General features: G+C 68.3%; 25 protein-coding genes. 18 read left to right on the top strand and 7 right to left on the bottom strand.

What is annotated here, in order from left to right:
• Positions 1-128 precede the first annotated feature (128 nt).
• Positions 129-566 carry a hypothetical protein gene (locus tag JOE30_RS17900; RefSeq protein WP_204868323.1) on the top strand — a complete coding sequence of 146 codons (438 nt, stop codon included), beginning with the start codon at positions 129-131 and terminating at the stop codon, positions 564-566.
• 7 nt (positions 567-573) lie between these two features.
• Here JOE30_RS17900 and JOE30_RS17895 read toward each other — a convergent pair whose 3' ends face one another.
• Entirely contained in the window at positions 574-1,155 is a 582-nt protein-coding gene (locus tag JOE30_RS17895) for a type II toxin-antitoxin system PemK/MazF family toxin (protein ID WP_204868321.1), read from the bottom strand.
• Positions 1,156-1,261: 106 nt separating this feature from the next.
• On the opposite strand from JOE30_RS17895, the gene JOE30_RS17890 reads away from it, so the two are divergent.
• From JOE30_RS17890 to JOE30_RS17880, 3 genes are read left to right on the top strand one after another with little or no spacing between them, the layout of a single operon-like run.
• Positions 1,262-2,290 (top strand): ABC transporter substrate-binding protein, encoded by a 1,029-nt coding sequence (locus JOE30_RS17890; RefSeq protein WP_307806232.1) that lies wholly within the window; start codon positions 1,262-1,264, stop codon positions 2,288-2,290.
• 51 nt (positions 2,291-2,341) lie between these two features.
• Positions 2,342-4,213 (top strand): translation elongation factor 4, encoded by a 1,872-nt coding sequence (lepA, locus tag JOE30_RS17885; RefSeq protein WP_204868316.1) that lies wholly within the window; start codon positions 2,342-2,344, stop codon positions 4,211-4,213.
• 28 nt (positions 4,214-4,241) lie between these two features.
• The gene (locus JOE30_RS17880; RefSeq protein WP_204868314.1) at positions 4,242-4,934 is read left to right on the top strand and encodes a TetR/AcrR family transcriptional regulator; all 693 of its coding nucleotides are present in this window, start codon (positions 4,242-4,244) and stop codon (positions 4,932-4,934) included.
• Between the two features lie 3 nt (positions 4,935-4,937).
• On the opposite strand, the gene JOE30_RS17875 is transcribed toward JOE30_RS17880, so the two are convergent.
• Complete coding sequence (locus JOE30_RS17875) at positions 4,938-6,986, bottom strand: glycoside hydrolase family 15 protein (RefSeq protein ID WP_204868312.1); 2,049 nt, start codon at positions 6,984-6,986, stop codon at positions 4,938-4,940.
• A gap of 67 nt (positions 6,987-7,053) precedes the next feature.
• Between JOE30_RS17875 and JOE30_RS17870 the strand changes: the two genes are divergently transcribed.
• The 6 genes from JOE30_RS17870 (at position 7,054) to JOE30_RS17850 (ending at position 11,316) form a co-directional block, all read left to right on the top strand.
• Complete coding sequence (locus JOE30_RS17870; RefSeq protein ID WP_037185709.1) at positions 7,054-7,293, top strand: hypothetical protein; 240 nt, start codon at positions 7,054-7,056, stop codon at positions 7,291-7,293.
• Positions 7,294-7,410: 117 nt separating this feature from the next.
• Positions 7,411-7,500, top strand: coding sequence for an Ms4533A family Cys-rich leader peptide (locus tag JOE30_RS21835; RefSeq protein ID WP_321163718.1), 90 nt, complete (start codon positions 7,411-7,413; stop codon positions 7,498-7,500).
• Positions 7,501-7,620: 120 nt separating this feature from the next.
• The gene (locus JOE30_RS17865; protein WP_027505708.1) at positions 7,621-8,640 is read left to right on the top strand and encodes a sulfate ABC transporter substrate-binding protein; all 1,020 of its coding nucleotides are present in this window, start codon (positions 7,621-7,623) and stop codon (positions 8,638-8,640) included.
• 2 nt (positions 8,641-8,642) lie between these two features.
• Positions 8,643-9,485 (top strand): sulfate ABC transporter permease subunit CysT, encoded by an 843-nt coding sequence (gene cysT / locus JOE30_RS17860; protein WP_204868310.1) that lies wholly within the window; start codon positions 8,643-8,645, stop codon positions 9,483-9,485.
• Positions 9,482-10,285 (top strand): sulfate ABC transporter permease subunit CysW, encoded by an 804-nt coding sequence (gene cysW, locus JOE30_RS17855; protein WP_027505710.1) that lies wholly within the window; start codon positions 9,482-9,484, stop codon positions 10,283-10,285. Before cysT ends, cysW begins: the two co-directional genes overlap by 4 nt.
• Before the next feature lie 5 nt (positions 10,286-10,290).
• Positions 10,291-11,316 carry a TOBE-like domain-containing protein gene (locus JOE30_RS17850; RefSeq protein WP_307806231.1) on the top strand — a complete coding sequence of 342 codons (1,026 nt, stop codon included), beginning with the start codon at positions 10,291-10,293 and terminating at the stop codon, positions 11,314-11,316.
• 556 nt (positions 11,317-11,872) lie between these two features.
• On the opposite strand, the gene JOE30_RS17845 is transcribed toward JOE30_RS17850, so the two are convergent.
• From JOE30_RS17845 to JOE30_RS17830, 4 genes are all read right to left on the bottom strand, one after another.
• Positions 11,873-13,630 (bottom strand): GTP-binding protein, encoded by a 1,758-nt coding sequence (locus JOE30_RS17845; protein WP_204868307.1) that lies wholly within the window; start codon positions 13,628-13,630, stop codon positions 11,873-11,875.
• Entirely contained in the window at positions 13,630-14,556 is a 927-nt protein-coding gene (gene cysD, locus JOE30_RS17840) for a sulfate adenylyltransferase subunit CysD (RefSeq protein WP_204868306.1), read from the bottom strand. The genes JOE30_RS17845 and cysD overlap by 1 nt, the downstream gene beginning before the upstream one ends.
• A complete protein-coding gene (locus tag JOE30_RS17835; protein ID WP_027505713.1) occupies positions 14,553-15,284 on the bottom strand; it encodes a phosphoadenylyl-sulfate reductase in 732 nt (243 codons plus the stop codon). The genes cysD and JOE30_RS17835 overlap by 4 nt, the downstream gene beginning before the upstream one ends.
• Before the next feature lie 70 nt (positions 15,285-15,354).
• A complete protein-coding gene (locus JOE30_RS17830; protein WP_204868305.1) occupies positions 15,355-17,055 on the bottom strand; it encodes a nitrite/sulfite reductase in 1,701 nt (566 codons plus the stop codon).
• Positions 17,056-17,332: 277 nt separating this feature from the next.
• Here JOE30_RS17830 and hemW point away from each other — a divergent pair, with 277 nt between their 5' ends.
• The gene (gene hemW / locus JOE30_RS17825) at positions 17,333-18,529 is read left to right on the top strand and encodes a radical SAM family heme chaperone HemW (RefSeq protein ID WP_239533043.1); all 1,197 of its coding nucleotides are present in this window, start codon (positions 17,333-17,335) and stop codon (positions 18,527-18,529) included.
• 9 nt (positions 18,530-18,538) lie between these two features.
• Here hemW and JOE30_RS17820 read toward each other — a convergent pair whose 3' ends face one another.
• A complete protein-coding gene (locus JOE30_RS17820) occupies positions 18,539-18,844 on the bottom strand; it encodes a type II toxin-antitoxin system VapB family antitoxin (RefSeq protein WP_027505715.1) in 306 nt (101 codons plus the stop codon).
• A gap of 107 nt (positions 18,845-18,951) precedes the next feature.
• Between JOE30_RS17820 and hrcA the strand changes: the two genes are divergently transcribed.
• From hrcA to era, 7 genes are all read left to right on the top strand, one after another.
• Positions 18,952-19,995 (top strand): heat-inducible transcriptional repressor HrcA, encoded by a 1,044-nt coding sequence (gene hrcA, locus JOE30_RS17815; protein ID WP_027505716.1) that lies wholly within the window; start codon positions 18,952-18,954, stop codon positions 19,993-19,995.
• A 73-nt stretch (positions 19,996-20,068) separates the two neighbouring features.
• Entirely contained in the window at positions 20,069-21,220 is a 1,152-nt protein-coding gene (gene dnaJ / locus JOE30_RS17810) for a molecular chaperone DnaJ (protein WP_204870527.1), read from the top strand.
• An 18-nt stretch (positions 21,221-21,238) separates the two neighbouring features.
• Entirely contained in the window at positions 21,239-22,003 is a 765-nt protein-coding gene (locus JOE30_RS17805; protein ID WP_204868303.1) for a 16S rRNA (uracil(1498)-N(3))-methyltransferase, read from the top strand.
• 216 nt (positions 22,004-22,219) lie between these two features.
• Positions 22,220-23,239: a PhoH family protein gene (locus tag JOE30_RS17800; protein WP_056446329.1), complete on the top strand. Its 1,020-nt coding sequence runs from the start codon at positions 22,220-22,222 to the stop codon at positions 23,237-23,239.
• Positions 23,240-23,291: 52 nt separating this feature from the next.
• Positions 23,292-23,855, top strand: coding sequence for an rRNA maturation RNase YbeY (gene ybeY, locus JOE30_RS17795; RefSeq protein ID WP_204868301.1), 564 nt, complete (start codon positions 23,292-23,294; stop codon positions 23,853-23,855).
• Positions 23,852-25,189 carry a hemolysin family protein gene (locus JOE30_RS17790; RefSeq protein ID WP_204868299.1) on the top strand — a complete coding sequence of 446 codons (1,338 nt, stop codon included), beginning with the start codon at positions 23,852-23,854 and terminating at the stop codon, positions 25,187-25,189. Before ybeY ends, JOE30_RS17790 begins: the two co-directional genes overlap by 4 nt.
• On the top strand, positions 25,176-26,084 hold the full coding sequence (gene era, locus JOE30_RS17785; RefSeq protein WP_027505722.1) for a GTPase Era: 909 nt from the start codon (positions 25,176-25,178) through the stop codon (positions 26,082-26,084). Before JOE30_RS17790 ends, era begins: the two co-directional genes overlap by 14 nt.
• The last annotated feature ends 28 nt before the right edge of the window (positions 26,085-26,112 follow it).

Genomic DNA, 26,112 nt, shown 5'->3' with positions numbered 1-26,112 from the left:
GGGGGAGAGGGGAGGGCGGAGAATCACATCCGCACGGTCACGGTAGCACCGCGGCATGGATGTGCGCCAGGGCCGGCCGGAACTGACGACCCTCGCGGCGTCCGGACGGAAGTGATTCACTGGGGACCATGTCGGCCACCGGATGGTTCCTCGTCGCCCTGATCGTTCTCGTCGTCGCCGTCCTGGCGTTCCGATATCTCGGACGCGCCGCATCCGGCACGTCCACGACCTCCGGCGAGGTCGGGACGGTCGGCCTGGACGACGGTGCTCGCGCCGAGATTCATCGACTCTTGGTCGCCGACAAGAAGATCCAGGCGATCAAGGTCTATCGGGAGCGGACGGGCGCCGGACTGCGCGATGCAAAGGTGGCGGTCGAGTCCCTCGAACGCGGTGAGTCCCTCGAACGCGGTGAGTCCCTCGAGCCGGGGCCGGCGCAGTGGGAGGACCTCGTTCCACGACTCACGGCACTGAAGAACGAGGGACAGGCGATCGCCGCGATCAAGCTCCTCCGCGAGCGAACCGGGTTGTCGCTGCTCGAGGCGAAGAACGCCGTCGATCGACTGTGATCCGAGTTCAGTGCCAGGAGAAGTCGGATCGCAGGCGCTGTGCGACCAGGTCGAAACGGTCACGGGGGAGGACGGCTCCCTCTCGTCGGATCCCGCCCTCCGGAACGTCGAGCACGCGGTCGAGACGGACCCAGCTCGGGCGTCCCTGCGCGTCCCACGGCCCGCCGCCGAGTCCGAGCCAGTCGCGGTCGCCGTCGTGCTTGCTCTGACTCGAGAGCATGAGGCCGAGCAGAGTGGAACCGTCGCGGCCGACCACGAGCACCGGTCGATCCTTGCCCTGCGACGGATCCTCCTCGAAGGCCACCCACGTCCACACGACCTCGCCCGGATCCGCGGCGCCGTCGAGCGCGGGGGAGTACTCGATGCGCCGTGCGCGCGTGGCGGTGGGAGCCGAGGTCGACGTCACGGGCCGTCCAGACGGTGCTCCGGTGGGTGAGGTGCCGCCGGCACCGGATGCGCCGATGCGTGAACCCAACGACTGCGTCACCTTGTCGAGGGCGCCGGACCGCTGCAGTTGCCGGAACAGGCGCGGGCCCTCCGCCACTGCGAGTCGTCCCAGTTTCTTGCCGATCGACGCCAGAGTTGCCATGCCGACCAGGCTACCGAGACCCGACGATGTAGCTCACCACCCATGAGTGAGGTTCGGCTACCCTAAGTCCGATTTCGGGAGATTCCCGATGCGGAAGAGGGTTGTCGTGAGGCGTGGAAGTGTCGGACGTGTGGGTCGCCGCACGGTGGTGGCCGTCGGACTGAGTGTCCTGGCGTTGGTGTCGGCGTGCTCGTCGGACACCGAGAGCGGATCGACCGAGGGGTCGGTGACCGTGACGCACGCCTACGGCGAGACCGTCGTGCCGGCCAATCCGCAGCGCGTCGTCTCGGTCGGACTGACCGAGCAGGACACCCTGCTGGCTCTCGGCGTCGTTCCCGTCGGTGTCACCGAGTGGTACGGAGAGCAGCCGGACGCGACGTGGCCCTGGGCTCACGATCTGTTGGGTGACGCCCGGCCCGAGGTGCTCACCCAGGACGACGGCATCCAGTTCGAGAAGGTCACCGCCCTCGAACCCGACCTGATCATCGGCACCAATGCCGGCATGACGCAGGACGACTACACCCGGTTGAGCGCCATCGCCCCGACCATCGCCCACAGCGATGTCGATTCCCCCTACTTCGAGCCGTGGGATCAGCAGACACGCACCATCGGGGCCGCGCTCGGTAAGCCCGACGAGGCGGAGGCGCTCGTCGAGAACGTCCGTACCCGGTACCGAGAGGCGGCCGAGGCCCATCCCGAGTTCGCCGGGAAGAAGGCCGTCCTCCTGCAGAACGCGATCTACGACGGCAACGCCATCGCCTATCAGGACGGTCTGAGCACCGATTTCCTCACCTCGCTCGGGTTCGCGATCCCGTCCGAGCTCGACGCGTTCGTCAAGGAGGAGGACGCCCAGGCGTACATCCCGTTGGAGAACCTCTCCGTGCTCGACGCCGCCGACGTACTGCTCTGGGCCACCGAGTCGCCGGAGGACCGCGCGACCCTGGAGGCCGACCCGGTGTACTCGTCGTTGCAGGAGGTGCGGGAGAACAGGCTCGTCTTCACCGACGCGATCACGGCCGGCGCCATCTACTTCACCTCGCCGCTGAGCCTGCCGTACCTGCTCGACTCGCTCGTACCGGCACTCGAGAGCACCCTCGCGGGGGACGGAGCGGCCACCACCACGGCCCCCGCCTGACCCCTCCGGCCTGCCCGGGACCCCGGCCGTGGTGACGTGCAGATATTCTGTATGTCACCACGGCCGTCTCGTCAGGAGTACCCCATCACCAATTTTGCGGACACGACGTTCACGGATCCCACCAGGATCCGTAACTTCTGCATCATCGCCCACATCGACCATGGCAAGTCGACGCTGGCCGACCGCATGCTGCAGCTCACCGGTGTCATCGACGACCGGTCGATGCGTGCGCAGTACCTCGATCGCATGGACATCGAGCGCGAGCGCGGCATCACCATCAAGGCGCAGAACGTCCGCCTGCCGTGGAAGGTGGGGGACACCGAGCACGTCCTGCACCTGATCGACACCCCCGGGCACGTCGACTTCACCTACGAGGTGTCGCGTGCTCTCGAGGCGTGCGAGGGTGCCGTGCTCCTCGTCGACGCCGCACAGGGCATCGAGGCGCAGACGCTCGCGAACCTCTACCTGGCACTCGAGAAGGATCTGACGATCATTCCGGTGCTCAACAAGATCGACCTGCCCGCGGCCGACCCCGACCGCTACGCCGCGGAGATCGCCCACATCGTCGGATGCGAGGCGGACGACGTGCTGCGCGTCTCGGGCAAGACCGGCATGGGTGTCGAGGCATTGCTCGACGAGGTGGTCCGTCTGGTGCCCGCGCCCGTCGGCGACGCCGACGGCCCCGCACGAGCCATGATCTTCGACTCCGTCTACGACGCGTACCGCGGCGTGGTGACGTACGTGCGTGTGGTGGACGGCAAGATCCTGCCGCGCGAGAAGGTCACCATGATGTCGACCGGTTCGACGCACGAGCTCGTCGAGGTGGGCATCGTCTCGCCGGACCCCAAGGCGACGAAGGGGCTCGGAGTCGGTGAGGTGGGCTATCTCATCACCGGCGTCAAGGACGTGCGTCAGTCGAAGGTGGGAGACACCGTCACCAGCGCCCGCAACGGCGCGACCGAAGCGCTCACCGGATATCGCGAGCCACGGCCGATGGTCTACTCGGGTCTCTACCCGGTGGACGGGTCCGATTACCCCGATCTGCGCGACGCCCTCGAGAAGTTGCAGCTCAACGACGCCGCTCTCACCTACGAACCGGAGACGTCCGTCGCCCTCGGATTCGGGTTCCGCTGCGGATTCCTCGGTCTGCTGCACATGGAGATCACCCGTGAGCGCCTCGAGCGCGAGTTCGGGCTCGACCTGATCTCGACGTCGCCCAACGTCGTGTACCGGGTGGAGATGAACGACGGCGCCGAGCACATCGTCACCAACCCGTCGTACTGGCCGGAAGGCAAGGCGCGCGCCGTGTTCGAGCCGATGGTCAAGTGCACCATCATCTCGCCGAGCGAGTTCATCGGGTCCATCATGGAGCTGTGTCAGAGCCGCCGCGGTGAACTCGGCGGTATGGACTATCTGTCGGAGACCCGCGTCGAGCTGCGCTACACCATCCCGATGGCCGAGATCATCTTCGACTTCTTCGACATCCTCAAGTCGCGCACCCGCGGCTACGCGAGCCTCGACTACGAGGAGATCGGCGAGGAGTCGGCCAACCTGGTGAAGGTGGACATTCTGCTGCAGGGCGAGGCCGTCGACGCGTTCTCGGCCATCGTGCACGCCGACGCGGCGGGTGCCTACGGCAACAAGATGACCACCCGACTCAAGGACCTGATCCCGCGCCAGCAGTACGAGATCCCGATCCAGGCGGCGATCGGATCCAAGATCATCGCGCGCGAGAACATCCGAGCGATCCGCAAGGACGTCCTGGCGAAGTGCTACGGCGGCGACATCAGCCGTAAGCGCAAACTGCTCGAGAAGCAGAAGGCCGGCAAGAAGCGGATGAAGACCATCGGTCGCGTCGACGTGCCGCAGGAGGCGTTCGTCGCCGCTCTGTCCACCGACGCGTCCGCGGACAAGAAGAAGTAGGCCCGCGGTCGCTCCCGCGGGGACACCCATGACCAGGACCCCGCCGGCCGGCACCGGGTCGGCCGGCGACGACGATCCGCCGTCGCTGGCCGACGCGGACCTGCTCCGCACCCCGCCGGCGACCCCGCGCGGAGTGCGGACCCGCGCTGCGCTCGTCGCGGCGGCGCGGGTGGTGTTCGAGCGTGCCGGGTACCTCGACGCCCGTCTGGTGGACATCACCGCCGAGGCTCGCTGCTCGTCCGGCACGTTCTACACCTACTTCGCGAGCAAGGAAGAGATCTTCGCGGCGGTGCTCGAGGTGTCGCAGGACGACATGATGCATCCCGGTACCGAACACGTGCCGGACGACGGTGATCCGGTCGCCGTCATCGAGGCGAGCACGCGCGCGTACTTCGAGGCGTACGAACGCAATGCGAAGCTGATGGAACTGCTCGAACAGGTGGCGGCCATCGACATCCGGTTCCGGCGGCTCCGACGCAACCGTGCCGACGCGTTCGTCCGTCGCAACGCGCGCAGCATCGCGGGTCTCCAGCGACGAGGCCTGGCGGACGGCGGCGTGGATCCCGTCGTCGCATCACTCGCGTTGTCGGGCATGATCTCCCGGCTGGCGTTCACCCATTTCGTGGTGGAGCCGTCCCTCGGCGAGCCGCCGACGTGGTCGTCGGATCAGCTGGTGCACGCGGCGACGCGCCTGTGGGTCAACGCCCTCCGACTCGACTGACCGTCACGAGTGCGCATGGCCGTGGGCGGGCTGGAACTGCCCGGCCTGCGCTGCCTCCTCCGCCCGGATGACGTGCACCACGGCGTTGATCAGCGCGAGGTGGGTGAACGCCTGCGGGAAGTTGCCCAGGTGCCGACCCGTCTTCGCGTCGATCTCCTCCGCGTAGAGCTTCAGCGGGCTCGCGAACCCGAGCAGCCGTTCACACAGTCGCTTCGCGCGGTGCAGTTCGCCGATCTCGACCAGTGCGGACACCAACCAGAACGAGCAGATGGTGAAGGTGCCCTCCTCGCCGGAGAGCCCGTCGTCCGTGGTGTCGACGCGGTAGCGCAGTACCAGGCCGTCCTCGGTGAGCTCGTCGGCGATGGCGAGCACCGTCGCCCGGACGCGCTCGTCGTCCGACGGCAGGAACCGCAGGAGCGGCACCAGCAGCAACGAGGCGTCGAGTGAGTCGTCGCCGTATCGCTGGGTGAAGACTCCGCGCGAGTCGACGCCGTGCTCGAGAACGTCGGCCTTGATCTCGTCGGCGATGCTCGACCATTCCTCGGCGTACGCCTCCTCGCCGTGCAGCACAGCAAGTTTCGCTCCGCGGTCGAGCGCCACCCAGCACATCACCTTGGACGACGTGAAGTGCTGCGGTTCCCCACGTACCTCCCAGATGCCCCGGTCGGGCTCGCGCCAGTGCTCGATCGCTTCCTCCACCTGACGCTTCAGCAAGGGCCACAGCGACTCCGGAACATTCTCCCGCGAGCGCACGTGCAGGTAGACGGAATCGAGCATCGTGCCCCAGATGTCGTGCTGCACCTGGTTGTAGGCACCGTTACCGATGCGCACAGGGACGGCTCCGTCGTACCCGGACAGGTGTCCGAGCTCCTCCTCCTCGAGCGTGCGTTCGCCGCCGATGCCGTACATCACCTGCAGCGGAACGGGTTCGCCGTCCGGGCCCGACGTCACGTCGGAGATGAAGGCGAAGAAGTCGTTGGCCTCGCGATCGAGGCCGAGCGTGTACAGACCCCACAGGGCGAAGGTGGAGTCGCGTACCCAGGCGTACCGGTAGTCCCAGTTCCGCTCTCCGCCCGGCGTCTCCGGCAACGACGTGGTGCTCGCGGCGAGCAGCGCGCCGGTCGGTGCGTACGTGAGACCCTTGAGGGTGAGCGCGCTGCGCTGCAGGAACCCGCGCCACGGATGGTCCGGAAAGCGGCCGATGGTGATCCACTGGCGCCAGCACTCCGCCGTCTGCCACATCTTTTCGGCTGACTCCTCGAAGGTGCGGGGAGGATCGAGCGTCGACCACGACAGCGCGACGAAGACGTTGTCGCCCTCCGTCATCCGAGTCCGGGCGCGGGCCTCTCGCCCCTCGAGGCCGATGCGCAGATTGGTGGTCAACTTGAGGGTGGGTTCGGTGCCGTCGCCCGCCGTGGCGGTGGCCGTCGCCTCCTCGTAGACGTTGCCGGTGTACTCCCACACGGCAGGCTTGCGGTGGTAGTCGAACGCGGGCTCACAACTCATCTCGAGCTCGACCGTTCCACTGACGCACTTCACGCTGCGGATGAGGCAGTGCTCGGCGTCCCAGTCGGACGGGGCCCGGCGGTGCGTGCGGGAGCGCTCGTCCGTGTTGTGCCACTTGCCCATCACCAGAGCGTCGCGGACCACCAACCATCCGGTCTCGGTCTGCCACGTGGTCTCGACGATCAGACCGCCCGGGAGATAGCGCCGCGCCGCGGGCACGTTCTGACCGTATGGGCCGATGCGGAACTGCCCGGCACCGCGATCGAGCACCGCTCCGAAGATGCTGGGGGAGTCCGGTCGCGGAATGCACATCCACTCCACCGCACCGTTGCGAGCGATCAGACACGTGGTCTCGCAGTCCGACAGGAAGGCGTAGTCGTCGATCGGCGGAAACGTCGTGCGATGCGGCAGCCAGGTCTGGGCCGTGCCGGGAACGGTGTCGAGCGCGCCGCCCTCCTCGGCCGGCTCGGCCGCGCCGGGGCCGAAGACGGCTTCCCCCGCGCTGGCGACGCGGGGGACCACGGACTGTTCGTCGAACGGGCTCATCCGCCCATCATGAAGCCGTCCGGCGCCCCAGTCCACCGCGGAGAGCGAGGGACTACTGTCGTGAGGTGTGAACGCAGTGGCCACGTGGTGGGACGGAGTCGAACTCTGGATCGCCGGGTTGCCGTTCGTGCCCCAGGTCGCCGTCGTCCTGCTGGTGGTCGTGCCGGCAGCGGCACTCACCGCGTACGTCGTCGACATCGTGTTGTCTGCGCTCTTCGATGCCAGGCGGCGCTACTTCCGCCGGACGCCCGCCGACCGGGATCCCGCAGCCGTGACCACCGGCAACTCCGACCCCCGAGAGAAGTGACACCGTGCCCCGCTCCCGTGTGACCCTGGCCCTCATCGCGCTGATCGTGCTGGTGATCGTCGCGTGGCTGTTGACTCGGTAGCAGGCTCTCTCCGACTTTCTGCTAAATTCTCGGCTGTGTCCGACGCAGCCCCGCACCCGATCCGCCATGAACTGGCGCTGATCGCTGTCGGCATGCTCGCGGTCGCTGACGTCGACTGTCGCTGACCCCACACGGCGCGCCCTCACCGATTCCGGCGCGTTCCGCTCGTCAGTTCCGTCCATCACCGCTGTTCATGTCCGTGCCGCCGCGCGCTCGCGTGTGCCGCACTCCTCGAGAGGTCCACCGTGTTCCCATCACGTCGTGTCCGCCTGCTGTCCGCCGCCGCCGTCGCGGCCGCCCTCACCCTGACCGCGTGCTCCACCGGGTCCTCCGACACCGTCGGGGAGACCGCCGCGTCCACGTCCGGTCCGTCGCTCACCCTCGTCGGGTACGCCGTGCCCAAGAACGGGTGGGATGCCATCGGCGCCGCGTTCGCCTCCACCGAGAACGGTGACAACGTCACCATCAACGCCGACTATGGCGCCTCGGGCAACCAGTCGCGCAAGGTCGCCGACGGCGCACCGGCCGACATCGTCAACTTCTCGGTCGAGCCCGACGTCACCCGACTGGTGAAGGCCGGCAAGGTCGACGAGGCCTGGAACCAGAACGCCTACGGTGGCGTGCCGTTCGGTTCGGTGGTGTCCATCGTGACGCGACCGGGCAACCCGAAGAACATTCGCACGTGGGAGGACCTGATCCGCCCCGACGTGCAGGTCATCAGCCCCAGCCCGCTCAGCTCCGGCTCGGCGAAGTGGAACTTGTTGGCGCCCTACGCCTCCGTGAGCAACGGCGGCCAGGATCGCCAGGCCGGCCTGGACTACGTCACCGAACTGGTGAAGCACTTCCCGGTGCAGCCCGACTCCGGCCGCTCCGCGTCCGAGGCGTTCCTCCAGGGCCAGGGCGACGTCCTGCTCAGCTACGAGAACGAGGCACTGTTGCTCGAGGGGCAGGGCCAACCGGTGGAACACATCGTTCCGGACCAGACCTTCCGCATCGACAACCCCGTCGCGGTCGTCAACTCCAGTGCGAATCTCGAGCAGGCCAACGCGTTGAACGACTACCTCTACACCGCGGACGGCCAGAAGATCTGGGCCGACAGCGGTTTCCGTCCCGTCGACCCCGCGGTCGCCGCCGACTACACCGACAAGTTCCCGACGCCGCAGAAGCTGTACACCATCGACGACCTCGGTGGCTGGGCTGCGGTGGACAGTGACCTGTTCGGCGAGAACGGCGCCATCAACGCGATCTACAAGGCATCGAGCTGACCATGACGACAGAGGTCGCCGGTCGGCGAAGGTTCCTGTCCCGCCGCTCGGCCTCCCATCTTCCCGGGGGGTCGCTCACGCTCGGCACCGTCGTCCTGTGGCTCTCGATCATCGTTCTGCTGCCCCTGGCAGCCGTGCTGAGTCGCTCCCTGTCCGACGGACCCGCCGAGTTCTGGGACGCGGTCACCGATCCGCGGGCGCTGGCCACTCTGCGCGTGACAGTGCAGGTCTCGGTGGTCGCGGCGTTGATCAACGTCGTCATGGGCACCGTCATCGCCTGGGTGTTGGTGCGCGATGACTTCCCGGGCAAGTCCGTCGTCAACGCGCTGATCGACCTGCCGTTCGCCCTTCCCACCATCGTCGCGAGCCTGGTGCTCCTGTCGCTGTACGGGCCGATGAGCCCGGTGGGAATCACGCTGAACGCCACTAAGACCGGCGTCGTGCTCGCCCTCGCGTTCGTCACCCTGCCGTTCGTCGTGCGCGCGGTGCAGCCGGTGCTCATCGAGCTCGACCGGGAAGTGGAGGAAGCGGCCGCCTCGCTGGGTGCGAGCAATCTGGTGATCTTCCGGCGGGTCGTGCTGCCGGTGCTGCTGCCGTCGATACTCTCGGGTGCCGGACTGGCCTTCTCTCGGGCGCTCGGCGAGTTCGGATCGGTCGTCCTCATCGGTGGCAACATCCCCGGCGACACGCAGATCGCGTCGCAGCTCATCCGCGAGCAGATCGAGACAGATCAGCCCGTCGACGCGGCCGCGATCTCCGTGGTGCTGTTGCTCATCGCCTTCGCGGTGCTGTTCGTGCTGCGCATCTCCGGTAGCCGCCTCGCCCGGCGGGAGGAGCAGAAGTGAAGCTGTCCACCGGAACTCGACTGAGCCTCCGTACGGTCGCGCTGCTCTATCTGGCCGTGCTGGTGGTGTTCCCGCTGGGCGCGATCCTGTACCGCACGTTCGAGAACGGCATCGTCTCGTTCTTCCAGCTCATCACCACACCGGCCGCACAGTCGGCGTTGCAGTTGTCGCTGATCATCGTCGCGATCGTCGTGCCGCTGAACGTGGTGTTCGGCGTCGTCACGGCCCTGGCTCTCGCGCGCGGCAACTTCCGTGGCAAGGGTCTCGTGCAGGCGGTCGTCGATCTCCCGTTCGCGGTGTCCCCGGTCATCGTGGGTGTCGCGCTCATCCTGCTGTGGGGTGCAGGCGGCTGGTTCGGCTTCCTCGCCGAGTGGGGCATCACGATCATCTTCGCGCTGCCCGGCATGGTACTGGCCACCATCTTCGTCACGCTGCCGTTCGTGGTGCGCGAGGTGGAACCGGTGCTGCACGAGATCGGACAGGAACAGGAGGAGGCCGCGGCCACGCTGGGCGCGACGTCGTGGCAGACCTTCTGGCGCATCACACTTCCCGCCATCCGCTGGGGGCTGACGTACGGCGTCGTCCTGACGGTCGCCCGCGCGCTCGGCGAGTTCGGTGCCGTCATCATCGTCTCCACCAACCTGCCGGGCATCTCGCAGACGCTGACGCTGCTGGTGAACGCCAGGTACGAGGACTTCAACCAACCGGGCGCGTACGCCGCGTCGACACTTCTCATGGTCGTCGCCGTCATCGTGTTGTTGCTGATGACGGTTCTGGACCGCAAGCGAACCAAGGAATGAGCACCGTGACGACGACAGAGAAGCGCACGGGCGGCATCGAGATCTCCGTCCGTGGAGCGCGGAAGAACTACGGCGACTTCGCGGCCCTCGACGACGTGTCCCTCGACATCCCGTCCGGATCGTTGACGGCGCTGCTGGGGCCCAGCGGGTCGGGCAAGTCGACTCTGTTGCGGTCGATCGCCGGACTCGAGGAGCTCGACTCCGGTGTGGTGGTGATCGCCGGCGACGACGTCACCACCGTCAGCCCGCAGAAGCGGGACATCGGGTTCGTCTTCCAGCACTACGCCGCGTTCAAGCACCTCACCGTGCGCAAGAACGTCGCCTTCGGGCTCGAGATCCGCAAGCGGCCCAAGGCCGAGATCGACGAGCGCGTCGACCAGTTGCTCGACATCGTCGGCCTCTCGGGGTTCCAGACGCGCTTCCCGGCCCAACTGTCCGGTGGCCAACGTCAGCGCATGGCCCTGGCCCGCGCGCTCGCCGTGGACCCGCGCGTGCTGCTGCTCGACGAGCCGTTCGGTGCCCTGGACGCCAAGGTGCGGGCCGATCTCCGCACGTGGCTCCGTCGACTGCACGACGAGGTGCACGTCACCACGGTGCTCGTCACGCACGATCAGCAGGAGGCGCTGGACGTCGCCGACCGGATCGCGGTCATGAACAAGGGCCGGATCGAGCAGGTGGGCGCTCCTCGCGATCTCTACGACACCCCTGCGAACGACTTCGTCATGTCCTTCCTCGGTGACGTGTCGCGGCTCAACGGCCAGCTGGTCCGTCCGCACGACATCCGGGTCGGCCGCACACCCGATCTCGCGAACGCGCAGCAGACCGGCACGGCCGAGAACGCGGGGGTGTTGCGGGCGACCGTCGAGCGCATCGTGCACCTGGGATTCGAGGTGCGGGTGGAGCTGCGCAACGGCGCCACCAACGAGCTGTTCTTCGCGCAGATCACCCGCGGCGACAACGAGGCGCTGGGGCTCCAGAGCGGGGAGACCGTGTACGTGCGTGCCACGCGCGTGCCGGTGATCCCCGGCTGATTCACGCGCATCCCCGACGCGGGGACGTGCGTCCAGTCCGCGCCGCGTGGGTGCGCTGCGGGAGAGTGAACACCTCGTGTGTCGAGTGCACACCGGGTGCGGCGTGCCGCAAAGGGTGTGTGCTCACCGAGATCCGTGTGCGCACACCGTGCAGAGTCCGCGGGCCGACGTGTGAGGGCTCCGCGGCAGAGTGGACACCTCGTGTGTCGAGTGCACACCGGGTGCAGCGTGCCGTAGAGGGTGTGCGCTCACCACAACTCGTGTGCGCACACCGTGCAGCGTCCGCCGGTCGACGTGTGAGGGCTCCGCGGCAGAGTGGACACCATTTCTGTCGAGTGCACACACGGTGCAGCATGCCGCAAAGGGTGTGCGCTCAACGCAACTCGTGTGCACACACCCTGCAGCGTCCGCCGCTCGCCGCGTAAGTGCGCTGCGGCCGAGTGAACACCACTTCTGTCGAGTGCACACACGGTGCAGCATGCCGCAAAGGGTGTGCGCTCAACGCAACCCGTGTGCACACACCCTGCAGCGTCCACGACGCGAACCCCTCGAGGGGCTACTGCTCCAGTCCGCGCAGCACGGCTGCCGCGACCTCGGCCGGCGCCGCAGTGTCGTCGGCGTCGACGCGGTGATCGGTGACCGGGATGCCGGCCGCCGCGATCTCGACCCGCGCGGCAGCGAGATCTTCGCCGTCCGCGGACGAGATGGGCACGATCGCGACCACTCCGGCATCGGCGAACAACCGGGCCAACCGGGCGAGTTGCACCGTTGCGGCGCGGGTTCCGGCTGCGGCGTCGATGTCGAGCACTCCGCGGACGTTGTCACCGCCGACGATGTAGGCGGTGCGACCGGAGGCGGTCAGTGCGTCCTCGAGCGCGACGGCGACCGCGGCCTTGTGCGAGGACGGGTGACCGGTGAGCCAGATCGTCGCACCGTGCTGACCGGTACGGCGGACACGCTCCTCGGGGGTGATCGACGACGGAACCCAGGAGGGGGTGTCCGAGCGGTCGAGCACCGCGCGGGACCCCTCGATGATGCCCGCGGCCACGGTGTCGTTCGTGTGCTCGTCCAGCAGGATGAACGCGCCGGAGTCGCGGTTGTCCGCGTAGTCGTCGGCCACGATCACCGCACTGGTCCGCAGTGTCACCCGCGCTATGTCGTTGAGCGACAGGTTCTCCGAGCCCGGATGCTCGTCGAGCGTCTCCGGATCGAGCCGTGAATGGATGCGCTGCACCGTCGCACGCACCGTGGTGGTGGTGTGCTTGAGCGCCAGTCGGTCGCCGACGCCGAGGGGCGCCTCCGCCAGCCAGCACACGGTGGCGTCGAATTCCCGTGCGAGCGTGGGCAGGTGGGCGTCGGGCTCGCCACTGACCAGGACGTCGCCGCGGGCCACGTCGATGTCGTCGGCCAGTTCGACGGAGACGCTGAGCGGCGCCACGGCGACATCGCGGGCGTCGTCGAGTGTGTCGAGTGCCGTGACCACGCTGCGGGATCCGGACGGCAGCGCGACGATCGAGTCGCCGATCCGCACGGTGCCGGCAGATAGTCGGCCGGTGTAGCGGCGCCGTTCGCCGTCGGTAGGGCGTGAGACCCACTGCACGGGCAACCGCAGCTCCGTCGCGACCGGTGCCGGAGCGACCAGGTCGATGCTCTCGAGGTGATCGAGCAGGGTGGGGCCCGTGTACCAGGGCATGGTCGTCGACGGCTCGACCACGTTGTCGCCCAGCTTTGCCGCGATCGGGATGACCAGGATCTCGGTGCCGAGACGAGCGCCGAGTTCGGCGAGCTCGCGCTCGACGTCACGGAATCGGGACTCGTCGAAGTCGATGAGGTCCATCTTGTTGACGGTCGCCACCAGGCGGTCGACACCCACCAGCGTCGCGATCCGGGCGTGACGACGTGTCTGGCGCAACACGCCGGCTCGGGCGTCCACGAGCAGGATGGCGACGTTCGCGTTGGACGCCCCCGTGAACATGTTGCGCGTGTAGCGCTCGTGTCCCGGGGTGTCGGCGAGGACGTAGCTGCGACTCGGCGTGGAGAAGAAGCGGTAGGCGACATCGATGGTGATGCCCTGCTCGCGCTCGGCACGCAGACCGTCCGACAGGGCGGCGAGGTCGGCCACGCCCTCCTCGTCGGTCACGGCGTCGAGGTGATCGAGCGGAAGGCTGTCCGTGTCGTGCAGCAGCCGCCCGATGAGGGTGGACTTGCCGTCGTCGACGGAGCCGGCGGTGGCGATGCGCAGCAGCTGACGCGGGACGGTGGCGGCCGGCGACACCGGAACGTCCGACACGGGAAGCGGATTGGTGATGGTCATCAGAAGTACCCCTCGCGCTTGCGATCTTCCATCGCGGCTGTGGACGTGCGGTCGTCGGCGCGGGTCTCGCCGCGCTCGGACACGGTGGCCGCGGAGATCTCCGTGATGACCCCGGCGATGTCGGTGGCGTGCGAGCGCACGGCGCCGGTGATGGTGAGATCGCCGACCGTGCGGTAGCGCACCATCTCGACGGCGGCGGTCTCGTGCTCGGTGGGGGAGGTGAACTCCGAGGTGGCGAGCAGGATGCCGTCGCGCTCGAACACCTCGCGCTCGTGGGCGAAGTAGATGGACGGGAGTTCGAGCTGCTCGAGCTCGATGTACCGCCAGATGTCCAGCTCGGTCCAGTTGCTCAGCGGGAACACGCGGACCTGCTCACCGCGCTTGATGCGGCCGTTGTACAGCGACCACGGCTCGGGGCGCTGGGCCCGCGGATCCCACTGGCCGAACTCGTCGCGGAAGCTCAGCACACGCTCCTTGGCGCGGGCACGCTCCTCGTCGCGCCGCGCACCACCGAAGGCGGCGTCGAACTTGTTCTCCTCCAACGCGTCCAGCAAGGTCCGGGTCTGGAGACGGTTGCGCGAGCCGGAGGGGCCGCCGACCTCGCGGACGCGACCGGAGTCGATGGACTCCTGGACGGACGCCACGACGAGGCGATGGCCGCCCTCCTCGAGTCGTCGGTCGCGGAACTCGATGACCTCGGGAAAATTGTGTCCGGTGTCGACGTGCATCACCGGGAAGGGGACGGGGGAGGGGCGGAACGCCTTCTCCGCCAGGCGAAGAAGGACGATGGAGTCCTTGCCCGCCGAGAACAGCAGGACGGGTCGTTCGAGCTCGGCCACCACCTCGCGGATGATGTGCACGGACTCGGCCTCGAGTGCCCGGAGCTCGTCGACGTGGGTGACGTCCACGCTCGTGGCGGCTGTCATCGGGTTCCTTCCTCGGTCGAGTGCAGTCCGCACTCGGTCTTGGTGCTGCCGGCCCAGCGACCGCTGCGTGGATCCGCTCCGGGAGCGGGCTTGGCCGTGCAGGGTGCGCACCCGATCGACGGGTACCCCTCGTCGACGAGCGGGTTGACGAGGATGCCGTGCTCGTCGATGTAGGACTGCATCTCGTCGTCGGACCACGCCGCGATCGGGTTGATCTTCACCAGGCCGAACGCCTCGTCGAAGGAGATGAGCGGCGAGTTCGCGCGCGTGGGCGCCTCGACGCGGCGGATGCCGGTGACCCAGGCGCTGTAGTTCGCCAGTTCGCGCTTCAGCGGCACGACCTTGCGCAGGGCGCAGCAGCGTGCGGGATCGCGGGCGAAGAGATCCTTACCCTCGAGCCGGTCCTGCTCGGCCACCGACACGGTCGTCTTAGCATCGATGACGTTGACCCCGTATACCGACTCGACGGCGTCGCGGGTGCCGATGGTCTCGGCGAAGTGGTAGCCGGTCTCCAGGAAGAGCACGTCGACACCCGGATGCACCTGCGCGGCGAGATGCACCAGCGCGCCGTCCTGCATGTTCGACGCGACGATGTAGTCGTCGCCGAAGGTGTCCTCCGTCCAGCGCATGAGCTCGTCCGCAGAGGCGCCGTCCATCTCCCGCGCGCCGCGCTCGGCGATGGCGCGGAGCTCGGACTCGGTCAGGTGGCGATGGGTGGCGACGCTCATGAGACAACCTTTCGCGGGCGGACGGTCCAGGAGACAACGCGAGGGTGGGACACGCGATTCCCGTGCTCGCTCACTGCAGATCCGCGTCGTCGGCGCGCACGGCCCACTGCGCGAACCGCTCGCCCTCGTCGCGATGCTTGACGAAGTTGCGGACGACCCGGTCGATGTAGTCGCCCAGCTCGGCGCTGGTGACCTTGTGCTGGCGCAACTTCCGGCCGAAGGCGCTGTCGAAGCCGAGGCTTCCACCGAGATGGACCTGGAAGCCCTCCACCTGTCCGCCGTCACCGTCGTCCACCAGCTGGCCCTTGAAGCCGATGTCGGCGACCTGCGAGCGGGCGCACGAGTTGGGGCAGCCGTTGATGTTCACGGTGATGGGGACGTCGAGCTGCGCGTTTACGTCGGCCAGCCGCTGCTCGAGTTCCGGGACGAGCGCCTGCGAACGCTTGCGGGTCTCGGCGAAGGACAGCTTGCAGAACTCGATGCCGCTGCACGCCATCAGGTTCTTGCGCCAGATGGACGGCCGCGCCGGCAGACCCAGCGCGTCCATCTCGGCGATGAAGTCCTCGAGCTTCTCATCGGAGATGTCGAGGACGATGAGCTTCTGGTACGGGGTGAAGCGGATGCGATCCGACCCTGCCCGCGCGGCCGCGTCGGCGACCTTCGTCAGGATGGTGCCGGAGACGCGCCCCGCGATGGGAGCGAGTCCGACGGCGTTGAGGCCGTTCTTCAGCTTCTGGACCCCGACGTGGTCGATGGGACGGGTCGGCTTCTCGGGGGCGGGCCCGTCGAGCAGTGGCCGCTTCAGGTACTCGGTCTCGAGCACCTCACGGAACTTCTCCACGCCCCAGTCCTTGACCAGGAACTTCAGCCGTGCCTTGTTGCGCAGACGCCGGTAACCGTAGTCACGGAAGATCGAGACCACGCCTTCCCAGACGTCGGCAACCTCGTGCAGCGGCACCCAGACTCCGAGTCGCTGCGCGAGCATGGGGTTGGTGGACAGACCGCCGCCGACCCAGACGTCGAGGCCGGGACCGTGCTCGGGATGGTTCACCCCGATGAAGGCGATGTCGTTGACCTCGTGGACCACGTCCTGCTGGCCGGAGATCGCGGTCTTGAACTTGCGAGGGAGGTTCGAGTACTCCGGGCGGCCGATGTAGCGCTCGACGATCTCGTCGATGGCGGGCGTGGGATCGAGGACCTCGTCGAGCGACTCGCCGGCGAGCGGGGAGCCCAGCACGACGCGGGGGCAGTCGCCGCACGCCTCGGTGGTCTTCAGGCCGACCGACTCGATGCGGCGCCAGATCTCGGGGACGTTCTCCACCTCGATCCAGTGGTATTGCACGTTCTCCCGGTCGGACAGGTCCGCGGTGTCGCGGCCGAACTCCTGCGAGATCTCACCGAGAGTGCGCAACTGCAGCGCGCTGAGCGCACCGGCATCGCAGCGGATGCGCATCATGAAGTACTTCGCCTCGAGCAGGTCGATGTTCTCGTCACCCGTGAAGGTGCCGTCGTAGCCCTGCTCGCGCTGGGTGTAGAGACCCCACCAGCGGAAGCGTCCGCGCAGATCGGCCTTGTCGATGCTGTCGAAGCCCTGCTTGGAGTAGATGTTCTCGATCCGCGCGCGGACGTTGAGCGGGTTGTCGTCCTTCTTGCTCTGTTCGTTCGCGTTGAGCGGTTCCCGGTAGCCGAGTGCCCACTGGCCCTCGGACCTCCGCTTGGCGGGACGGGTCGACCGTGCGCGCGGCGCAGCGGTGTCGGGGGTGTTCGTCATGGGCGCTCCAAGGTCGGGCGCCGAACAGGAAGGGGTGTCTCGGAGGGCTGGTCCGCACACCTCGTCCCTGACCGGCCGGGGGGTGTGCGGGCTGGCGGGAGGGTCAGACGAGCGGCCTCAGACAGCTGCAGACGCGTGCGAGATCGACGTGGCGCCGAGCCACGAGCATGATCTCCACGACTGTCATGAGCCCCATTCTGCCACGAGGCGGGTGCCTCCCCCGACCAGGGCGTCGCCGAGCAGGGAGGAGGACACTGGTCCGGTGATCCCGGTTCCACTGGCAACTCCCGCCGTCGGCGTACTCGCACCCGAGTCGTTCGTCGATCGTCCGCCCGCGCCTTTCGGCCTCTACCTCCACGTGCCGTTCTGCGCGACGCGCTGCGGCTACTGCGACTTCAACACCTACACCGCCGGGGAGCTCGGAACGTCGGCGTCACCGCAGTCCTGGCTCGACGGGGTGCGCCGCGAGCTCGATCTCGCCGCGGCCACGTTCCAGCGAGAGTCGGGCAGCGTGCCCGCTGTCGACACCGTGTTCGTGGGCGGCGGAACGCCGTCGCTGCTCGGCGCCGACGGCCTCGCCGATCTCCTCGGTGCCGCGCGTTCGTCCTTCACGTTCTCGGCCGATGCCGAGGTGACGACGGAGTCCAATCCCGAGTCGACGTCGCCGGCCTTCTTCGACGGAATCCGCGCGGCCGGCTACACGCGCGTGTCGCTGGGCATGCAGTCGGCGGCGCCGCACGTGCTCGCGATCCTCGACCGCACCCACACCCCGGGACGCGCCGGGGACGCGGCACGGGAAGCGGCGGCGGCCGGGTTCGACCATGTGAACCTCGACCTGATCTACGGAACGCCGGGAGAGAGTGACGACGACCTCGACGCGTCGTTGACGGCGGTGCTCGACGCCGGTGTCGACCACGTGTCCGCCTACGCGCTCATCGTCGAGGACGGGACGGCCCTGGCGAGGCGGGTGCGCCGGGGCGAGCTCCCGGCTCCGGACGACGACGTGCTGGCGTCGCGCTACGAGCGGATCGACGCGCGGCTCGGCGCGGCCGGCTTCGGGTGGTACGAGGTGTCCAACTGGGCGCGGGGCGACGGTGCGGAGTGCCGACACAACCTGGGTTACTGGGACGGCGGTGACTGGTGGGGCATCGGTCCCGGCGCACACAGCCATGTGAACGGGACGCGGTTCTGGAACGTCAAGCATCCGGCGCGGTACGCGGAGACGCTGGCGAACGGGGCGCTGCCGATCGCGGACAGTGAAGCTCTCACGCGCGACGAGCGCCACATGGAACGGATCATGTTGACCGCGCGGCTGCGGGCAGGAATGGCCGCGGGTGATCTGTCAGCGGACGAGGTGGTCCGCGCGGACTCGATCGCCTCCGATGGACTGCTCGTCCGTCTGGGCGATCGGTACGTCCTCACTGACCGTGGGCGGTTGCTGGCCGACGGGGTCGTGCGCGACATTCTCGAGTGAGGGCCGCGTTCAGGCCCCGATCGCGTCGTAGTCGAACACCCGCGCGTGCAGCACGACACGGTTTCGCAGCGCGGCCCGCACCGCCCGGTGCAGGCCGTCCTCGAGGTACACGACGCCGTGGTAGTGCACGGCATGGGGAAACAGGTCCCCGTAGAACGTGCTGTCCTCGGACAGCAGACGGTCGAGTTCGAGCACCTTCGTGGTGGTCACGATCTCGTCGAGGCGCAGCTGGCGTGGCGGGATCTTGGACCAGTCGCGGAGCGACAGACCGTGCTCCGGATACGGCTTGCCGTCGCGCACTCCCTTGAAGATCACACCGGCCACAGTAGTGACTCGGGCGAGCGGAATGGGGCACCCGCGCGTCGCCGACTAGAATCGGCTGGTCCCGCACAGCCACCGGTCCCGAGCGTAGGAGGGTTGCGATGTCGAGTACGGAGGATCGACGTTTCGAGGTCCTGCGTGCCCTGGTCGCCGACTATGTCGCGACGCAGGAGCCCATCGGATCGAAAGCACTGGTCGATCGACACAACCTCGGGGTGTCCAGCGCGACCGTGCGCAACGACATGGCCGTGTTGGAGGCCGAGGGCTACATCACGCAGCCGCACACCAGCTCGGGTCGTATCCCCACCGACAAGGGCTACCGGCAGTTCGTCGACCGCATCGCCGACGTCAAGCCGCTCTCCGCGGCCGAGCGGCGCGCGATCCTGCAGTTCCTCGACACCGGTGTCGACCTGGACGACGTGCTGCGACGCGGCGTGCGCCTGCTGGCCCAGCTGACCCGTCAGGTCGCCGTCGTGCAGTACCCGACGCTGTCCGCGTCGTCGGTCCGCCATCTCGAGGTGGTGGCCCTGACGCCGGCGCGACTGTTGCTGGTGCTCATCACCGACTCCGGTCGCGTCGATCAGCGCATCGTCGAACTCGGCGACGTCATCGACGACGAGGACCTCTCGCGTCTGCGGTCGCTGCTCGGTGGCGCGCTGGAGGGCAAGCGTCTCGCCCTGGCGTCCGCCGCGGTGGCCGAACTCGCCGAGACGGCGCCCGAGGATCTGCGCGACGCCGTGGTGCGCTCGTCGACCGTGCTGGTCGAGACGCTCGTCGAACACCCGGAGGAGCGTCTCGTGCTCGGGGGCACCGCCAACCTGACGCGCAACGCCGCCGACTTCGCCGCGCTCAGTGGATTCCCGGGGTCGCTGCGCTCCGTGCTCGAGGCGCTGGAGGAACAGGTCGTGGTGCTCAAGCTCATCGCGGCGACGCAGGACACCGGCCGGGTGACCGTCCGGATCGGCGAGGAGACCATGGCCCCGGAGATGCGGGGAACCTCGGTGGTCTCCACCGGCTACGGCTCGGCGGGCAACGTGCTGGGCGGTATGGGTGTGCTCGGCCCCACTCGCATGGACTACCCGGGAACGATCGCGTCGGTCGCGGCTGTTGCTCGATACATCGGAGAGGTGCTGGCCGAACGATGACGGCCGGTGCACTCACCTGACCCACCCGAACTTTTCCCGACCCACCTTCCACCAAGAGGATATGAGTACACACGTGGCACGCGACTATTACGGAACTCTGGGCGTCGACAACAAGGCGTCGGACCAGGAGATCAAGCGCGCGTATCGCAAACTCGCGCGTGAGTTCCACCCCGACGTCAACCCCGACGAGTCGGCCCAGGCCCGCTTCAAGGACATCAGCTCCGCGTACGAGGTGCTGTCCGATCCGGAGAAGCGACGCATCGTCGATCTCGGTGGCGATCCGCTCGAGAGTGGCGGCGGAGGCGGAGCAGGCGGTTTCGGCGGTGCCGGCTTCGGCGGCGGACTCGGCGACGTGTTCGAAGCGTTCTTCGGCGGCAACGGCGGCGGCACCCGCGGACCCCGCGGTCGCGTCCAGCCCGGCTCGGACTCGCTGCTGCGCACCACGCTGACGCTGGAGGAGTGCGCCACCGGCGTCACCAAGCACATCGCCGTCGAGACGGCCGTGCTGTGCGACGTGTGCACCGGTTCCGGGACCAACGGCGACTCGACGCCGGTCCGCTGTGAGACGTGCAACGGTGCCGGCGAGGTCCAGTCGGTCCAGCGGTCGTTCCTCGGACAGGTCATGACAGCACGCCCGTGCCCTACCTGCGGCGGCGCGGGCGAGACGATCCCCGATCCCTGCCGCAAGTGTGGCGGCGACGGACGTGTACGTGCCCGCCGCGAACTGGCCGTGAAGGTGCCGGCCGGTGTCGGCAGCGGGATGCGCATCCGTCTCGCGGCGCAGGGCGAGGTCGGCCCGGGCGGCGGTCCCGCCGGTGACGTGTACGCCGAGGTGGTCGAGAAGTCGCACGACGTGTTCGTCCGCGACGGCGACGATCTGCACTGCACCATCCGCGTGCCGATGGCGGACGCCGCCCTGGGCACGTCCGTCAGCGTCGACGCGATCCTCGACGGGCCCACGACGATCACCGTCGAGCCCGGCACGCAGCCCGGCTCGGTGCAGGTCCTGCGCGGTCACGGCATGCCCAAGCTGCGCAGCGGTGTGCGCGGCGATCTGCACGCCCACCTCGAGGTGGTGGTCCCGGCTCGCCTGGACTCCACGGAGACCAAGTTGCTGCAGCAACTGCGCACCCACCGCGAACGCGACAACGCCGAAGTGGTCACCACCGCATCGCAGCACACCGGGGGACTGTTCTCCCGTCTGCGCGACGCCTTCAGTCGCTGATCGGGCGGAGGACCACTCGTGGCGGCGACCGTCTACTTCCTCGATCCGCTGCCGTCTCCGGGGGAGTCGGGCGTGCTGGACGGTGCCGAGGGTCGGCACGCGGCCACGGTGCGCCGGACGACGGTCGGTGAGCGGCTGGTGCTGTCGGACGGCCGCGGCTCGCTCGCGGCCGTCGAGGTCACGGGCGTCGAGAAGGCCCGGCTCGCGTTCTCGGTGCTCTCCGTCACCACCGCGGAGCCGCCCCGGCCCACGGTGACGGTGATCCAGGCGCTCCCGAAGTCGGAGCGCTCGGAACTGGCCGTCGAGACGGCGACCGAGGCGGGTGCGGACGCGATCGTGCCGTGGCAGTCGCTGCGCTGCGTGTCGCGATGGGACGGCCCGAAGGCCGTCAAGGGTGTGGCGAAGTGGCGGAACGCTGCCACCGCGGCCGCCAAGCAGGCGCGGCGTGCCTTCGTTCCCGACGTCGCGGACCTGCACGACACCCGGATGGTGCGCAGCCTGGTCGAGGGCGTCGTCGCACGTGGGGGCATCGTGGTCGCGCTGCACGAGGCTGCGCCCGGGGCCTTCGCGGACCTCCCGTTCCGCGGCGCACCCGAGGTGGTGCTCGTCGTCGGACCCGAGGGCGGGCTCGACGACGCGGAGATCGACATGCTCGTCGATGCCGGCGCGACTCCCGCGCTCCTGGGGCCGACCGTTCTGCGGACGTCGACCGCGGCGGCCGTGGCACTCGGAGCGCTCGGCGTCCTGACCGATCGCTGGTCCGGCGCACCGCCCAGCGTGTGACCCGCGACAATAAAATGCACTTGTCGGCGCAATGGCTAGAGTGGAGAGCAGGACGGGACGAAGTCGAGCTCGTCCCGCATCGAGAGTCGAGAACCGAGAGAAGGCCATAGCCACCACGTGAGTGACAACATCCCTTTCGTCGGCACCAGAGGTGACGATGCGCAGGACACCACTCGTGCGTCCCGCGGACAGAAGCGGCAGTCCTCACGCCCGGTTCTGACCGAGGCGCGTGTGACCGAGTCCATCGAGCTCGACCCCGCCGTGATGTTCCCTCTGCTCGGATCCGCCGACGGTAACCTCCGGGCGCTCGAGCAGGTACTCTCCGCCGAGATCCACGTGCGCGGTAACGTCGTCACGTTCGAGGGGGCGCCGTCCGACATCGCCGTCGGCAAGCGGGTGCTCACCGAGCTGGCCGCCGTCGTGGTCGCCGGCGGACCGGTCACTCCGGACGCGGTGCGGCGCACCGTCGCGATGCTCAGCCGCGGCGTGAGCGAGTCTCCCGCCGAGGTCCTGAGCCTGGACATCCTGTCCCGACGCGGCAAGACCATCCGGCCCAAGACGCTGAACCAGAAGCGCTACGTCGACGCGATCGACGCCAACACCATCGTGTTCGGCGTGGGTCCCGCCGGAACGGGCAAGACCTACCTGGCCATGGCCAAGGCGGTGCAGGCTCTGCAGGCGAAGCAGGTCAGCCGCATCATCCTCACGCGCCCGGCCGTCGAGGCGGGGGAGCGGCTGGGGTTCCTCCCCGGCACACTGCACGACAAGATCGATCCGTACCTGCGTCCGCTCCACGACGCGCTGCACGACATGATGGACGTCGAGGCCATCCCGAAGCTCATGCAGGCGGGCATCATCGAGGTCGCACCGCTGGCCTACATGCGTGGCCGCACGCTGAACGACGCGTTCATCATTCTCGACGAGGCGCAGAACACCACGGCCGAGCAGATGAAGATGTTCCTGACCCGCCTCGGCTTCAACTCGAAGATCGTCGTCACCGGTGACATCACCCAGGTGGATCTCCCCGGCGGATCGCGCTCGGGTCTGCGGGCCGCCACCGAGATCTTGGTGGACATCGACGACATTCACTTCGCCAAGCTCGACAGCAGCGACGTGGTCCGGCACCGACTGGTCTCCGACATCGTCGACGCGTACGACCGTTTCGACGCTGCGGACGCCAAGTCCGCCAACCGCGCTGCCCGTCGCAGTGGTGGTCCCCGCGCCGCGCACCACTGATGTCGGCGTGCACGGGCACGGGGTCGTCGCCGCGCACTAGTACGGTGTTCGCATGAGCATCGAGGTCTCCAACGAATCCGGGATGGACGTCGGAGAAGAGGATCTGATCGCGGTCGCGCGCTATGCCATCGCGCAGATGGACGTGCACCCGGCAGCAGAGCTGTCGATGGTCCTCGTCGACTCTGCCACCATGGCCGATCTCCACATGCGCTGGATGGACCTGCCGGGTCCCACGGACGTGATGTCCTTCCCGATGGACGAGCTCGAGCCGGGCGGTCGCCCGGACTCACCGGACCCCGGCCCGTCGATGCTCGGCGACATCGTGCTGTGCCCGTCGTTCGCGGCGGACCAGGCCGAGAAGGCCGGACACCCGCTCGAGCACGAACTCGCACTCCTCACCGTGCACGGTGTGCTGCACCTCCTCGGCTACGACCACGCGGAGCCGGACGAGGAGAAGGAGATGTTCGGCCTGCAGAACAGCATCCTCGAGGACTGGTACGAGAGTCTGCGCCAGGCCGAGCGCGACGCTCTGTTGGCGGCGCGGGACGCGAAACTGTTGGGCAGCACCGGTTTCGCGAATCCCCGGACCGATGCCGGTGGTGAGTCGACCCGGTGACCAGCGCTCCGGCACTGATCGTGCTCGCGGTTCTCCTCGTCCCTCTCGGTGGCCTCTTCGCCGCCATCGACTCCGCCGTCAACACTGTCTCCTCCGCACGCGTCGAGGAGATGGTCAAGGAGTCCCGGGGCGGGGCGAGCGAACTGCTCCGCATCCTCGAGGACCGTCCCCGCTACGTCAATCTGATGGTCCTGCTGCGCATCCTGTGCGAGATCGGGTCCACGGTCCTGCTCGCCGGAGCGTTGCTGGACCTGCTCGCGCCGGCGCAGGCACTGGCCATCGCCGCGGGCGTCATGGTGGTGGTCGACTACGTCGTCATCGGCGTGGGGCCGCGCACACTCGGCCGCCAGCACGCGTACTCCATCTCGTTGGGGTCGTCCTACCCGCTGCGCGCCATCGGCATCCTCCTGGGCCCGGTGAGCCGGCTCCTGATCCTCGTCGGCAATGCGATCACGCCCGGCCGTGGCTTTCGCAACGGTCCCTTCGCCTCCGAGATCGAACTGCGGGAACTCGTCGACATGGCGCAGGAGCGCGGCGTAGTCGCCGACGACGAACGCCGCATGATCCAGTCCGTGTTCGAGCTCGGCGACACCTCCGCACGCGAGGTGATGGTGCCGCGGACCGAGATGGTGTGGATCGAGCGTGACAAGTCCGCCGGTCAGGCGACCACCCTCGCCGTGCGCAGCGGGCATTCACGGATCCCGGTGATCGGCGAGAACGTCGACGACATCCTCGGCGTCGTCTATCTCAAGGACCTCGTGCAGCAGACATACACGTCGTCCGACGGCGGCCGCAGCGTGCGTGTCGACGAGGTCATGCGTCCGGCGGTGTTCGTCCCGGACTCCAAGCCGCTGGACAGCCTGCTGGCCGAGATGCAGCGGGACCGCAAGCACATGGCCGTCCTGGTGGACGAGTACGGCGGCGTCGCCGGCCTCGTGACCATCGAGGACGTGCTGGAGGAGATCGTCGGTGAGATCGCGGACGAGTACGACACCGACGAGGTGGCCCCGGTCGAGGAGCTCGAGGACGGTCGCTTCCGGGTGTCGTCCCGGCTGCCTCTCGAGGACCTCGGGGAACTCTTCGACATCGAGATCGACAACGACGAGGTGGACACCGTCGGTGGCCTGCTGTCCTACGAGATCGGGCGCGTGCCGCTGCCGGGTGCCCGTGTCGAGGCACACGGGCTGATCCTGGTGGCCGAGGGCGGTTCCGATGCGCGCGGACGGGTGCGCGTGAGCACCGTGACCGCCGAGAAGCTTCCCGAACCGGACGCCGACGACGAGGACTCCGAGTCGTCGGACGAGAGAGACGAGATCGACCATGACCGAGACTGACGACTTCCACTCCGGGTTCGTGTGCTTCGTCGGACGGCCCAACACCGGCAAGTCCACTCTGACGAATGCCCTGGTGGGGGCCAAGATCGCCATCACGTCCTCCCGGCCGCAGACCACACGCCACACGATTCGGGGCATCGTGCACCGGGACCACGCGCAGCTGATCCTCGTGGACACCCCGGGCCTGCACCGGCCGAGGACGCTGCTCGGGCAGCGATTGAACGACCTGGTGCGCGACACTTACTCGGAGGTCGACGCCATCGGTCTCTGCATCCCGGCGGACGAGAAGATCGGCCCCGGCGACCGCTGGATCCTCGAACAGGTGCGGCACAACGCGGGCAGGACCGCGCTCGTCGGTCTGGTGACCAAGATCGACAAGGTCTCCAAGCAGCGCGTCATGGAGCAGCTGATCGCCGTCTCGAACCTGCTCGGTCCCGACTGCGAGGTGGTCCCCGTGTCCGCCGCGTCCGGCGAGCAGGTGGAGGTCGTCGTCGACGTCTTCGCGAAGGTGCTGCCGCCCGGGCCCGCGTTCTACCCGGACGGCGAGCTGACGGACGAGCCGGAGGAGACCCTCATGGCCGAATTGATCCGGGAGGCAGCGCTCGAGGGAGTGCACGACGAGCTCCCGCACTCGCTCGCCGTGGTCATCGAGGAGGTCGGGCCCCGCGAGGGGTCGGACACGATGTTGGACGTGCACGCCATTCTCTACGTCGAACGTCAGTCGCAGAAGGCGATCGTCATCGGCAAGGGTGGCGCTCGACTCCGCGACGTGGGCACAGCGGCTCGCGGTCAGATCGAGAAGTTGCTCGGCACACGCATCTATCTCGACCTCCGCGTCAAGGTGGCGAAGGACTGGCAGCGCGATCCGAAACAGATGGGCAAGCTGGGCTTCTGACCCCGCGGCCACCGTGCCGTGCTCGATC

Origin of the sequence: Rhodococcus sp. PvP016, from assembly GCF_017832185.1 — a bacterium.
Taxonomy (GTDB): Bacteria; Actinomycetota; Actinomycetes; order Mycobacteriales; family Mycobacteriaceae; genus Rhodococcoides.
This window is presented reverse-complemented; position numbering and strand designations above follow the sequence as displayed.

Excerpts from the sequence above, each read along its gene's own strand:
- JOE30_RS17835 (WP_027505713.1), bottom strand. The coding sequence starts at position 15,284 with ATGAGCGTCGCCACCCATCGCCACCTGACCGAGTCCGAGCTCCGCGCC.
- JOE30_RS17830 (WP_204868305.1), bottom strand. The coding sequence starts at position 17,055 with ATGACGAACACCCCCGACACCGCTGCGCCGCGCGCACGGTCGACCCGT.
- lepA (WP_204868316.1), top strand. The coding sequence starts at position 2,342 with ATGTCACCACGGCCGTCTCGTCAGGAGTACCCCATCACCAATTTTGCG.
- JOE30_RS17845 (WP_204868307.1), bottom strand. The coding sequence starts at position 13,630 with ATGACCATCACCAATCCGCTTCCCGTGTCGGACGTTCCGGTGTCGCCG.
- JOE30_RS17880 (WP_204868314.1), top strand. The coding sequence starts at position 4,242 with ATGACCAGGACCCCGCCGGCCGGCACCGGGTCGGCCGGCGACGACGAT.
- cysT (WP_204868310.1), top strand. The coding sequence starts at position 8,643 with ATGACGACAGAGGTCGCCGGTCGGCGAAGGTTCCTGTCCCGCCGCTCG.
- JOE30_RS17875 (WP_204868312.1), bottom strand. The coding sequence starts at position 6,986 with ATGAGCCCGTTCGACGAACAGTCCGTGGTCCCCCGCGTCGCCAGCGCG.
- era (WP_027505722.1), top strand. The coding sequence starts at position 25,176 with ATGACCGAGACTGACGACTTCCACTCCGGGTTCGTGTGCTTCGTCGGA.
- JOE30_RS17895 (WP_204868321.1), bottom strand. The coding sequence starts at position 1,155 with ATGGCAACTCTGGCGTCGATCGGCAAGAAACTGGGACGACTCGCAGTG.
- ybeY (WP_204868301.1), top strand. The coding sequence starts at position 23,292 with ATGAGCATCGAGGTCTCCAACGAATCCGGGATGGACGTCGGAGAAGAG.
- cysD (WP_204868306.1), bottom strand. The coding sequence starts at position 14,556 with ATGACAGCCGCCACGAGCGTGGACGTCACCCACGTCGACGAGCTCCGG.
- hrcA (WP_027505716.1), top strand. The coding sequence starts at position 18,952 with ATGTCGAGTACGGAGGATCGACGTTTCGAGGTCCTGCGTGCCCTGGTC.
- JOE30_RS17900 (WP_204868323.1), top strand. The coding sequence starts at position 129 with ATGTCGGCCACCGGATGGTTCCTCGTCGCCCTGATCGTTCTCGTCGTC.